The organism is Flavobacterium sp. 38-13 (genome assembly GCF_001899155.1).
Classification (GTDB): domain Bacteria; phylum Bacteroidota; class Bacteroidia; order Flavobacteriales; family Flavobacteriaceae; genus Flavobacterium; species Flavobacterium lindanitolerans.
Genome location: NZ_MKVG01000013.1, coordinates 72,254 through 85,074, shown reverse-complemented (window position 1 = coordinate 85,074; position 12,821 = coordinate 72,254). Strand labels below are relative to the sequence as shown.

The window sequence follows — 12,821 nt, the reverse complement described above, 5'->3', positions numbered from 1 at the left end:
GTTTGTAAGGTTCGTAATCAGCTGGTTTAGCACACTTGTATTGGTGATGATGTCATTGAAGTTGCTCACAACGTCTGCAGGAACATCAATAGTGACCTGTGTTCCGGCTTCGTTGGTATAGGTATAGGTACCGTCATTATTGTTGACGAGTGTTGTTATCTTTTGCAAATCTGATAAAGCTATCCTCACGTTATTCCCATCACTATCCGTCAGAATCAAATCCTGCCCGTTTTGTGTCAGGCTGACATTGGTCGTGTTGGTATCATCGCCATTACTAATCATTTTGATCCATTTGTTCTCATACCAATAGTAGAAACCCGGTGTAACACCAAAAGGAGCAGTTCCGGTTTCTGCCGTGTTAAAAACCAATAAGCTATTGGGCAGGGTTCCCGTATTAACGATCGGGTTCATACTGCTGGTACTCTGAAGTGCCACCCTTGGTATAAGAATACCTCTTTTCTCTGGTTGCCCGTCAACAGTCACTTCTAACTGTGATGAGTTATTAGGGGTTCTGGTTCCTATTCCTACCTGAGAATAAGCTGCAGAGGCTCCTAATATCGCAATGGCGGTGAGTAATAATTTCTTCATGATCGTAGTTTTAGTTTATTCTTAGTGCTGGCCTTACTACCTCCGTAAAACACGGCCAAAGGCTTTTTGATTTTAAAATGTCTTATTGATTATTTGATTTTTAGGATAACAAACTCGCTTCTCCTGTTTATTTCATGTTCTCTTTCTGTGCATTCTACACCATCAGAGCATCCATTTCTTAACAGTGTTTCTCCATAACCTTTAGCAGAAAGTCTGCTGGAATCTATTCCGTGTTCAATCATATACTGCTTAACAGCATTGGCTCTCCTTTGTGAAAGCTTCAGATTATATTCCCGGGTACCCCTGCTGTCTGTATGGCATCGTATCGCTACCGTCATACCCGGATACTGTCTCATGACGTCTATTATCTTCTCCAGGTCAAGAGCCGCATCAGGCCGTATGTTTGCTTCGTCAAAGTCAAAGTAAATATCTCTGATACCGAAGGCGTCTGCAATATTTCCTTTTTCCCTGATTTCAGTAATTCGTTTTTGAAGAGCGATATCAACCTCTACAAAACCATTTGAACCATCCGCTTCAATATTTTTCTCGTCTGTCAGATAATCTTTCTTTTCTGCACGTATATGGTATCGTTTGCCTTTTTGCAGTTTTGTTTTAAAAATGTAATTACCCTTGCGGTCTGTGACAGCTTCTTCCAATAATTTAAACTTGTCATCATAAAGGCCAAGTTTTACATTTTCCAATCCCTTATCATTTATCGAATCCCTTACCTGTCCTTCCGCAAATTGTTCATTTTCCAATTTCCTGTTTTCTTTCAATCTGTAGATATCGTCATATCCCATTCCTCCGTTTCGGTTGGAAGAGAAGAAACCACCTTGTGATTTGGTATCAATCATAAAGGCAAAATCATCCTGACCTCCATTAACAGGAGTACCTACATTTTGGGGTTTCTCAAATCCGTTTTCGCCCATCTTGCTTCTGAAGATATCCAGTCCTCCCAATCCGGGATGCCCGTCTGAAGCGAAATACAATTCATTTTCGTCGGATAAGAATGGAAAAGTTTCTTTGCCTTCCGTATTGATTTCTTTTCCTAAGTTTTCCGGTTTGCCAAATGTACCGTCAGCATTTATGCTTACCTTATAGATATCTGACTGTCCTATGGAACCTGGTCTGTCTGAAGCAAAATAAAGCGTCTTGTCGTCGGGACTAAGTGCCGGATGCGCCGTATTAAATTCATCATTATTAAATGGCAACTCGGTAACGTTTCTCCATTTTTCATCTTCAAATGTCGCCTTGTATATTTTTAGTACAATCCTTCTGTCTTTGCTTCTTCCATTCTTGCCGTTATTGTAGTTATTGCGGGTAAAATATATGGTCTTCCCATCTTGCGTAAAAGCCGGTGTAGCCTCATGGAAACCGCTACTGATTTCATTTGCAAATCTTTCCGGAGCTTCCAGAGTACCGTCACTTCTCACCTTTGAAGCATATAGATTCGTGAACGGAAGTTCTGTCCACCTGTCTATTCTTTTTGCGGCACCTTTTTCTTCTCTTGAAGAAGCAAAGATGAGAGAGCCTTTATAAAAAGTGGTGCCATAATCCTGTCCTTCGGAATTGATTCCTGCGCTTTCAATGCTGTAGCGTCCGGAATTATCCAGAATAGCAGACAGATAATCCTTGTCTTCTTCATACAATTTCCCTCTGCCGTCAATGACATTCTTTTTTGAAAATCTATCCATCATCTGCGCCGATTTTTCATAATCGCCAATAGACTTCAGTGTCTGGGAATACCTATAGAAATATTCAGGTTCGGGTTCTTCACCTAAAGCAAACAGTTCCGTATACCATTTGTTGGCTTTTTGAAATTCCGCATTGAAATAGTAGGCGTTAGCCAGTTTTTTAAGCAGGTCTGGCGAACTGTATCCTTTTGCGACTATGTTTTCATAAACAGTAATAGCGTCGATATAGGCAAAGTCATCATAGAGCTTATCCGCTTTTGCCACCTTTCTTTCCTGGGCAACGACAGAAAGTGTAAAAAAAACAGACAGCCATGCGGTCATTACGAGGGTAATTTTTTTCATAAATATCCAGGAGTTTAGAAGAATCGAGGCGTCATTACCTTGTCATATTTTTTAAACAGTTCAAATCGCAGAAATATCTCATGGGAGCCTGAATTATAGGTTGCCAGCCTGGTGGTTTCTGCATCATAGGCATAGCCTGCAAAAAGCCCATCAGTCAACTGAAATCCAACCATAGCACTAACAGCAGCGCTCCATCTATAGGCTACTCCGGCTGTTATTTTTTCATTGAAAAGAAAATTGGCCGAAAAATCTGCCTGTAGAGGAGCTCCTTCCGCTATTTTAAAAAGTAAGGACGGTTTAAATTTCAAATCCGGATTTAATTCAAAGACATGTCCTCCCATCAGATAGAAATGCATATTTTGCCTTGCTGTAGAATAATTTCCATTATCCTGGTAATGTTTGGTTTCAAGGAAAGCAGGTACAGACAGCCCTACATAGGTATCTTTTGAATACAGAAACGCACCCGCTCCAATATTTGGAGTAAAGGAATCTTCTATATTACTTTGAAATCTAGGGTCATTAGGGTCATAGATATCCAGTTTGGTATAGTCTACGTTTAACAGATTGGCGGTTGTTTTTAGTCCAAAAGCCAAATTGAACTCTTCCGAAAGCCTAATCATATAAGAAAAATCGACCGAGATATTATTCTCACTGGATGGCCCTATCTTGTCGTTCACAAAAGAGAGTCCAAGACCAACATTGCTATTGCTTATAGGTGAATGTAAGGCAAATGCGCCTGTTTTTGGTGCCCCTTTCAAGCCTATCCATTGTGCACGATAGAGCCCAAAAATGCTCAACACATCTCTGGAACCTGCATAGGCAGGATTGATGTTCGCCGTATTGTACATATACTGGGTATACTGCGAATCCTGCTGGGCAAACCCGACTACTCCAATAAAAAGAGCGAGCAAGGCAAGCTTGTAACTGGTTTTCATGTTTTTTTGTTTTCTGATTAGTTATCGTTCAGATATAGGTAACCTGCCTTTTCAATATTTCTTTTGTTTCCGGATGGGGAAGAAAATTCATAGGTTAGCACATAGAAATAGGTTCCGGAAGGCAGTTTGCTGTCCGGCTGTATAGTCGCCCTTCCATGTGAAATGCCATTGAATACATTCCCATCAGAATCATAATTTGTAGTTTCAAAGACTTTCACACCCCAACGGTTGTAGATAGTCACCCTGTTGTTTGGATAGTGCGTGATACCATCGATAAAAAAGTAGTCGTTTTTGCCATCGCCGTTTGGGGTAACCCCATTGTAGATTACGATGTTTCCTTCTGGTTCTACTCTTCTTTTTACTTTAGCCAGTGTAAATACGCCAAATCCCGAAGTTGTGAAAAAGGAGGTTACGGTTCCTGTGCCCCTATTGCCTCTATCAACAATTCCACCTTCATCAACCCATAGGTTCTGCTCTTCGTTCCATCGAACGATGGTCACTTTTTCTTCCTCTACACCGGAGCCTTCAAGACCACGCCAGATAAACTCCGGAGTTGTCAACTCGTCCCAGGTAAGGGAAAGCATAATTTCAGTTTCTCCGTCCAATTTGTCAATTGTCCAGTATTCCGTATTGTCAATCACTTCTATATTCCCGGCCTTGCTGGCATGCGGATACAAAGTATTGGAATTTTCTAGAAAATATTTTCCCATGAATGCATCAGTAGGTGCATTGGGAGATGTAGGTGCTATTTTGGCCGGTCTGTGATATCCTCCGTTACCTATTGGAAACCAGAATTCTTCATCACCATTTTTTTGTACATATCCGTCAATATGACTGTCATTGTCGGTATTGGAATGGGTTGCCTTGTTTTCATAAACAGCAAGACCGTCACCTTCACCTTTTACAATACCGTTCAGTAAATCAGAATTTCCTGAGATGCTTATTGTTCCAGAAAGTTTGAAAGGAGGTTGTGGCGAGCTGTTGTTGAAAAGCACATCATAAAATTTAAAGTAGTCGCTTGGTGCATTTCCGGAAATAGACTGCAGCCTGTTACCCTCAAACAGGGTATAGCCACGTTGTCCTGAAGTGAAACCTATTATTCCGTCATTGTTGAAATTTCGGAAAACATGAAATTCTCCGTCATTTGTAAAAGTTGCTGTTGAAGTATTGTCAAAATCCAGATAGGTAGAAAGCGTGGTTCCCGGCAATACTGACATTTCTCCCGTATTTGCCATCTGTGCCCGCAAGCTCCCCCAAAAGAGCAATGCTAAAAATAAATTCCCAATTGTTGTTGTCCTCATATTATCCTCTGGTATGCCTTATCCTTACTTTAACTTTTTTGCCGCGCCCAGCGGGATCCGTACGAAGAACTTTACCCCTAAAACTCTTACGGCTTTCCCGCTTCCGCAGCCTGAAAAAGCGCCCGATAGTGCTGTCTCTACCACAATACAGCACTCATGCAGGACGAGCGTCCTATAAAAGCATGTTGGGCCTTCTTTTTATCATGTATTTTTTACAATCTTTATACTGATAACATTTTTGTCCCAAAAGAATAACATCAACCTGAGAACATTTTTCATGGATATATCATCCTATGATGAAAAACACCTACAAGCAATAACTTATTCTATTCAGAATATTTTAAGTAGGGATTTATATAATCCTAAAGGATTTGTAGAAAGCTGGGGCATAGCTTTATGATTAAACAGAGGTTAAATAGCTCTCAATCACAGTACAAAGATGTGATGGTTACTGAGAAAGTAATAGCAAAAAGTAATAACTGGTAGTATACAAGCGTAACTGGCAACATACAGGAATAACTGGTTAGGCCAATTATGGGGATTTATAGAAATTTGCCTCTTCTGCTTAATCATTTCTTAAAACAGGTCTTAAAAAAAGCTTCTATTCTTTAACCCTAACTTAATCTTTCTCTAATTGCTGAAATTTTTTGCGAACCTACTTTTGTGCCATCAAACAACATAACACATCATGAAAAAATTCTATCTCTTATTGCTGCTTTTTGCAGGATGGATGGCTGAAGCTCAATCCCTCTATCCCTACCTGCAAGCTCCCACTACCAATTCAATTTATGTCAACTGGAAAACAGAAAGCAATCCGGAATCTATAGTAGAATACGGAAGTGCGCCAAATGCGCTCACCCTCTCTGTTACCGGAACCAACAGCATATTTACAGACACCGGATATCCGGCCAATTACTATTACCACAGTGTAAAAATATCAGGGCTTAACCCAAACACTAAGTATTATTACCGCGTCAGAACCGGAACCAGCACTTCACAGACAATGTCATTCAAAACGCTACCGCTTCCGGGACAAGCCGCTACATCTGACGGCCACCTGCGTTTTTTGGTTTTGGGAGACAATCAGATGCGAAACGTTCCGCGATTTGACACGCTAGTTGCCCAGGCCAAAAGAAAAATTGCAGAAAAATGGGGAATCACGGCAGACCCTTGCGATAATATTGCATTGACAGTAATGGTAGGTGACCAGGTAGATGTGGGTACTTTAGACCATTATGAAAACGTACATTTCAAAAAGAATAAGGCTTTATCCGGTTACCTTCCTATTCAGACTCTGGTAGGAAACCATGAAACATACGGTACATTAGCCATGCAGGCCTATTATGACCATTATGTACTTGATGAAATGTCGTATAGAGGTATTTCATCCGGAACAGAGAATTATTATGCCAATCAGGTAGGAAATGTTCTTTTCATAGCTATGGATACAGAACATACCGGAATCCAACAGTTAAACTGGCTTACACAGGTGGTGCAGGCTGCTGATGCTGACCCGACTGTTGACTGGATAGTTTCTTTAGGACACAGACCTTATCAGGCAGAACAGTATGTGGGCGATATTTCTCCATGGATTAGAAATTCAGCTATGCCGGTTTTGGTAACTTCTGCAAAGCACATCTTGCATATTGGAGCCCACCACCATTTATATCACAGAGGCCAATTAAAAAATACGCCTACTTACCAGATTATTTCCGGAGGTGTGGCCTGGGACCAATATTGGGGCATGGCAGCAGAAAAAGATTTTGACGACGTACAGAAAACGATTTCCAACTGGATGTACCAAATCATAGATGTTGACGTCAATAACGATACTTTTGACGTGGAGTCCTACTCTATTGGTAGTGCCTATACCTGGAAAAACAATGAACTTATGGATGAATTCCACCGTTATAAAGGATTGGATTCACCACAACAACCAACAATATTGAACGATTTTAATGGTGGTGATGTAGAGTTACCTCTTGAAATTTCAAGTTCTGCCTATACTACTACTTCCGGCCAGTTGTTAAACTCGACAGAGTTCCTGATTGGAAAAACAGCCGATTTTGAAATCATTGAAAAAGACATTTACAGAGATTATGAAAACCTGTATGGCCCTTTAAACGGTCAGGTTGACGTATCGAAAGATATCAACGCGGGCACCGATATTACAAAAGTGACTCTGGCAGCAAATGAAATTCCTAACGGACAGTATTTTGTAAAAGTACGCCACAGAGACAGGAATTTAAACTGGTCTCCATGGAGTGCCGTAAAGTCATTTAATGTAACCAACAGCGGTTTTGCCAATACGCAAATTCAGTTGGACACTATTGCCTACAGACCAAATACCCCAATTAGTGTTTCTTTTACTGATGGTCCGGGTAACCAAAGAGATTGGATTGCTTTATATAAGGTTGGCCAGACACCGGGAAGCGCCAGTCCTTCACAATTGTGGACTTATGTAAACGGTCAGCGAAGCGGAACCGTTACTTTTAATGGCTTGACACAGCCGGGAAGGTATTATGCAACGTTTTTAGAAAATGACGGCTATACAGAATTGGCCGGTAGAAAAGAATTTTATGTAGGCCCATTGGTAACACTTTCTTCTAATGCCCAAACCTACGCTTCAGGGAGTCCGGTTACACTATCTTTTGCCAACGGACCCCGGCTTACCAACGACTGGATTGGAATTTATAAAGTAGGTCAAACCCCAGGCGGACCTGCTTCTACACAATGGCGCTATGTTACTACGGCTTCCGGAAACTTTACTTTCAACAATTTGGCCGATGGTTATTATTTTGCCGAATATTTCCTTCAGGACGGCTATAACAGTGTTGGAAACAAGGTATTTTTCCAGGTTGGAAACCAGATTACGCAACTAAGCATCAACAAGACCATCTACAACCTCAATGAAAATATTATTGCAACCTGGACAAATGCTCCGGGTATTGTTAAGGATTGGTTGGGAATCTATCATGCCGGAGACGACCCAAATGTAGACGAACTGGTAAGTTTTACCTATTTTGAGGGACTTTCTGAAGGAACAAAAGTCATCCAGGACGACAAGCTACCTACAGAAGCAGGAGATTATTTCATCGTAATGTTTACAAACGATTCTTATAATGAAGTATCCAACCGAATTTCGTTTGTGGTTGAAGAAGCATTGGGAACAGGTGAGTTTTCTTCTCAAAACGGGGTAAAAGTATATCCTAACCCGATTAAGGAAGGCGAAAAGACCTATATCAAATCAAAATACCCAATCGACCAAATCGATATGTTTGATATGACCGGAAATCTGTTCTATTCTTCAAAAAACATTAATGATTACAATTATTCGATTATCAACCAAAGTTTGCCTTCAGGAACTTATATATTAAAAATTCACTCTAATAAAGTGTATACTGTAAAGGTTGTGGTAAACTAATCAGAACACAAAATCTATAACAAAAGCCTCCATATGGAGGCTTTTGTATTTACATTTAGGATTCTCTTAAGGTCATCCGACAAAAAGTTTTTGTAAATTCAATACAATAAAAACGACTATGAGAGATATTGCCAACCGCTTTCCTGAAAATCCGTTACTAAGCCCTAAAGACCTGTTGGCCAGCAACAGCCAGTTTCAGGTGATCTGCCTGCTCAATCCGGGTGTTTTTATTTATGAAAATAAAATCTGGCTCATTGTAAGGGTTGCCGAAAATATCAGCCAAAAAGAAGGTTCCGTTTTCTTCCCTGTCGTGGATGAATCCGGAGAAATTGAAATTCTTGAAATATTGCTGGACGACCCCCATCTTATTGCTAATGATGCCAGGGTAATCAATTATAAAGGAAATGACTATTTAACCACCCTTTCTCATCTTAGGCTCTTGTGCAGTGATGACGGTATACGTTTTAAGGAACCTGAAGGTTATCCAATCTTATCGGGAATAGGATATCAGGAAAAATTTGGTGTTGAAGATTGCAGGGTCAGCAAAATAGACAATACTTACTACCTGACCTATACTGCCGTTTCAAACAATGGCGTTGGTGTTGGTTTGCGGACTACAATCAATTGGAAAGATTTTGAACAGAAAGGAATGATTTTTCCACCCCATAATAAAGACTGTGCTATTTTTGAAGAACGCATCAATGGTAAATATTACGCCCTGCACCGTCCTAGCAGTAAGGAAATTGGAGGTAATTACATCTGGATAGCCGAATCGCCAGACGGCCTGCATTGGGGAAATCACCAATGTATTCTCAAAACCAGAGAAAATCATTGGGATAGCGCCAGAGTTGGTGCCGGTGCTGCTCCAATTAAGACAGAACGCGGATGGCTGGAAATCTATCATGGCGCCAATGCCGAAAACTTCTATTGTCTGGGTGCTTTTCTAATGGAACTGGACAATCCTTCAAAAGTAATATCCCGAACTGTCGAACCCATAATGGTTCCGACCGAAACGTATGAAATCAATGGCTTTTTTGGTGGTGTCGTTTTTACCAACGGCCATATTATTGAAGGAGACAGGCTGACCATTTATTATGGTGCTGCCGATGAATTTGTTTGTGGAGCCCATTTTTCAATCCGGGAAATTTTATCTTTGTTGGAATAAGTACTATCTCCAAACAATGACAATTACCCAAAAACATACCCTCATTCTGCTGTTTTTTCTGTTACATACGGGATTATATGCCCAAAAAGAAATTGCAATTACCATAGACGACCCCAATACTACGGTTACTCCAAAATTAGAATGGCAAGAACGAAATAATGCACTTTTGAAAACACTTAAAAAGCATCATATCAAAGCAGCATTGTTTGTGTGCGGCATGCGCGTAGCCGATTCCAACGGCAGGGATTTATTAAAGCAATGGGACGACCAGGGTCATATGATTTGCAATCATTCCTATTCACATCTGTATTTTAATTCCAAATCCAATTCCTTTAAAAAGTTCAGCGCCGATTTTAACAAGGGCGACAGCATAATCAAACCGTACCGGAATTATACTAAATATTTCCGATTTCCATACCTGAAAGAAGGCAATACGGTTGAAAAAAGAGATTCGATGAGAATATTCATGTCGCAAACCAATTACAAAAACGGAGCGGTTACCATTGATGCTTCGGACTGGTATATTGATGCAGAAATAGCCAAAGCATTAAAAGAAAATCCTGATGCCGACCTCACTCCCTACAAAAACTACTATATCCAACACATCCTTGACCGCGCCGCTTATTATGATGCTCTGGCTGTTCAACTGTTCAACAGACCGGTTAAGCACACGCTCCTCCTACACCATTCTTTGCTAAATGCTTTGTTTCTTGACGATTTATTAACGGCTCTCAAAAAGAAAGGATGGAAATTAATTGATGCTCAAATGGCTTTCAAAGACCCCGTTTTTGAAAAAACTCCGGATATTGTTCCTTGTGGAGAAAGCATTATCTGGCAATGTGCTAAAACAACAGCAACCCTTTCCCAATCATTGCGTTATCCGGGCGAAGATGCCGAATATGAAAAGATTCCGCTGGAAGAAGCTGTAAAAGCCTATAAAAACAGTCGGAATTAAAAATAAAAAAAGCTCCTGATATCAGGAGCTTTCCGGGCACGTTTATTGCAGACCAGGCAAAAAGCCTTAGGCTTTCGCCTTAGGCGCTTCTTCTTTTTTTACTTTAGCCACTTCAGCCTTTTTGGTTTTTCCTTCGGCTTTCTTCATTTCTTTGTTTGTTGCTTTTGCTTCAACTTTTACTTCTGCTTTTGCAGGTGCTTTTTGTTGTGCATTTACCATAGCGCTGGTTCCTAGAACTAATGCGGCTAACATCATTAATTTTTTCATGATTTCTATTTTTTTAATTAAACAAGAATTGTGTTTGTTTCTTAATTATAGGTCAAAGTTAGATTCGTTAAATGAAGATAAGATGAAGATTTTATCGTTAGCGATTAATTTAACATTTTATTTTTTCACTTCCTGAAAAATCAGTCTGAAAGTTGTTCCCACATTCAGTTCTGAACTTACCTTTATTGCTATTTTATGCAGATTGGCAATGCTTGAAACGATTGACAGCCCAAGCCCCTGCCCCTCATCTTCCAGATTTATCTTCATAAACCGATTAAAAATCTGTGACAATTGTGTTTCTGTCATTCCTTTACCCGTATCTGAAATGGAAATACTGTAAAGCCCTTCTTCAAAAGAATCTGAAACCGAAACACTACCGCCGTTGGGCGTAAACTTGATGGCATTGAAAACAATATTATAAATCAATATGTGCATCAGCGTTTTATTCCCTTCAAAAACAAAATGTTCTTTTACTGTATTGCTCACCCGAAGCTGCTTCATTTCAATACGGTCTTCAAGGTCTGCCAAGAGTTCAGAAATCAAACTCTGGAAATCGATAGGTTCAAAATTGGAATACTGGTGATTTTCTATTCTTGAAATGAGCAAAAGGTTGTTAATAATACGTTTCAACGTGTCCAGATTCCGAAGCGAAACAACAATCTTATCGACACCTTCATCATTGATAGATTCGTTGTTGAGCAGGTTTTCCAGCCTGTTCTGCAAAACCGACACTGGTGTCAGCAATTCGTGGGAAACGTTGGCAATAAACTGCTTTTCCTTTTTAAATTGTTCCTGTATGCGGTCCATCATCTGGTTTAGTCCATCATCCAGAACAATAAAATCAGATGTAGTCGTATGCACTTTAGAATGGTCAAACAATTCCGGTTCATTAATAAGGTTAATCTTTGTGTCAATTATTTTCTGGAAAGGTTTTAGCAGATAATCAATAAATACGGATTGGGCAAAATGAGACACAATGAGCGTTGCCGTAAGCAACAATAAAATAACCAGATGAAACTTATCCAACAATTCGTTTACCTCGCTAAGCCGCTCACCTATTTCAAGCACATAGTGGGTGTTTTTATAAGTGAAATGATGGTAAAGCACCCGGTATTCATTCGATTCATTTTCTACAATCCGGGTTTCGTCAACAAAATAATCTTTTGAGCGCATCGCGTTGTTGGAACGGTATAACTGGAGAAATTCGCTGTGAAGATTGGAGAAACTAACATAAAGCTCCGTACTGTCATTCCGTTCTATAAAAGCATTGATTTCGGAAGTATTAAGATTTTTGACAAACTTATCCCGTTTTTCAACCATCGAATTTTCAATGTTCTTATAGGCCACCTTTTTAATTACAAAAGACAGAGTAAACCACATGATGATTAATAGCAACAGGCGGATTACGGCACTGAATATAGAAATTTTATTTTTGAGCTTCATGTTTAGCTTATAATTCTATAGCCTACATTGCGTACGGTTTCAAACCATTCGATAGAAGCATGTTTGTCGAGTTTCTTGCGTAGGTTGCGTACGTGTACATCTATAAAATTAGAATCGGAACTAACTTCCAGCACATCGCCCCATACATGTTCTGTAAGCTGCAGCCGCGTAATGACGCGGTTTTTATTCAGTACCAGATATTGAAAAATATCAAATTCTTTTTTTGTCAGTGCCACGGCATTTTCCTGATAGCTTACCTTATAATCCTGCAGCCTGATTTTGAATCCGTGGATATCGAGTTCATTAACCGTAAATCCGTGGATTCTACGAATTACGGCATACAATCGGGCACCCAATTCCGTCAGGGCAAAAGGTTTGGTCAGGTAATCGTCTGCTCCCAAATCAAGACCGTTAATCTTGTCGTCAAGCTCGCCACGGGCGGTAATTACAATAACTGCCATTTTTGATTTGGCTTTCCGTACACTTTTCAGCACGTCAAACCCGCTACCGTCAGGCAGTCCCAAATCAAGCAACAGTGCATCATATTGGTTTACCGAAACCTCTTCCAGAGCTTCTTCGCAAGTAGCCACCCATTTGCAGACATAACCACTCTTGTCAAGATAGTCAATTAACTCTACGGCTAATTCTTTGGTATCTTCTACAATCAGGACATTCATAATTTACTTTATAATCATTTTGCAGACCAT

General features: G+C 40.1%; 10 protein-coding genes. 3 read left to right on the top strand and 7 right to left on the bottom strand.

The annotated features are described in order from the left end of the window. From BGO88_RS08410 to BGO88_RS08395, 4 genes are all read right to left on the bottom strand, one after another. Nucleotides 1–588, bottom strand: a 588-nt coding sequence (locus BGO88_RS08410) for a phage tail-like protein (RefSeq protein WP_502686505.1), incomplete at its 3' end; no start/stop codon positions are given. A gap of 89 nt (nt 589–677) precedes the next feature. Further along, nucleotides 678–2,624, bottom strand: a complete 1,947-nt coding sequence (locus BGO88_RS08405; RefSeq protein WP_286706592.1) for an OmpA family protein — start codon at nt 2,622–2,624, stop codon at nt 678–680. A gap of 14 nt (nt 2,625–2,638) precedes the next feature. Continuing rightward, complete coding sequence (locus tag BGO88_RS08400) at nt 2,639–3,559, bottom strand: PorP/SprF family type IX secretion system membrane protein (protein WP_286706591.1); 921 nt, start codon at nt 3,557–3,559, stop codon at nt 2,639–2,641. A 17-nt stretch (nt 3,560–3,576) separates the two neighbouring features. Further along, a complete protein-coding gene (locus tag BGO88_RS08395; protein WP_229563306.1) occupies nt 3,577–4,860 on the bottom strand; it encodes a T9SS type B sorting domain-containing protein in 1,284 nt (427 codons plus the stop codon). Between the two features lie 688 nt (nt 4,861–5,548). On the opposite strand from BGO88_RS08395, the gene BGO88_RS08390 reads away from it, so the two are divergent. From BGO88_RS08390 to BGO88_RS08380, 3 genes are all read left to right on the top strand, one after another. Beyond that, nucleotides 5,549–8,284 (top strand): fibronectin type III domain-containing protein, encoded by a 2,736-nt coding sequence (locus BGO88_RS08390; protein WP_286706590.1) that lies wholly within the window; start codon nt 5,549–5,551, stop codon nt 8,282–8,284. A 118-nt stretch (nt 8,285–8,402) separates the two neighbouring features. Continuing rightward, nucleotides 8,403–9,449: a glycoside hydrolase family 130 protein gene (locus BGO88_RS08385; protein ID WP_286706589.1), complete on the top strand. Its 1,047-nt coding sequence runs from the start codon at nt 8,403–8,405 to the stop codon at nt 9,447–9,449. 16 nt (nt 9,450–9,465) lie between these two features. Further along, on the top strand, nt 9,466–10,404 hold the full coding sequence (locus BGO88_RS08380; protein ID WP_286706588.1) for a polysaccharide deacetylase family protein: 939 nt from the start codon (nt 9,466–9,468) through the stop codon (nt 10,402–10,404). Between the two features lie 66 nt (nt 10,405–10,470). Here BGO88_RS08380 and BGO88_RS08375 read toward each other — a convergent pair whose 3' ends face one another. The 3 genes from BGO88_RS08375 to BGO88_RS08365 form a co-directional block, all read right to left on the bottom strand. After that, complete coding sequence (locus BGO88_RS08375; RefSeq protein ID WP_286706587.1) at nt 10,471–10,671, bottom strand: hypothetical protein; 201 nt, start codon at nt 10,669–10,671, stop codon at nt 10,471–10,473. Between the two features lie 117 nt (nt 10,672–10,788). Continuing rightward, nucleotides 10,789–12,114, bottom strand: a complete 1,326-nt coding sequence (locus BGO88_RS08370; RefSeq protein WP_286706586.1) for a sensor histidine kinase — start codon at nt 12,112–12,114, stop codon at nt 10,789–10,791. 2 nt (nt 12,115–12,116) lie between these two features. Next, complete coding sequence (locus BGO88_RS08365; protein WP_056065491.1) at nt 12,117–12,791, bottom strand: response regulator transcription factor; 675 nt, start codon at nt 12,789–12,791, stop codon at nt 12,117–12,119. Between the last annotated feature and the right edge of the window lie 30 nt (nt 12,792–12,821).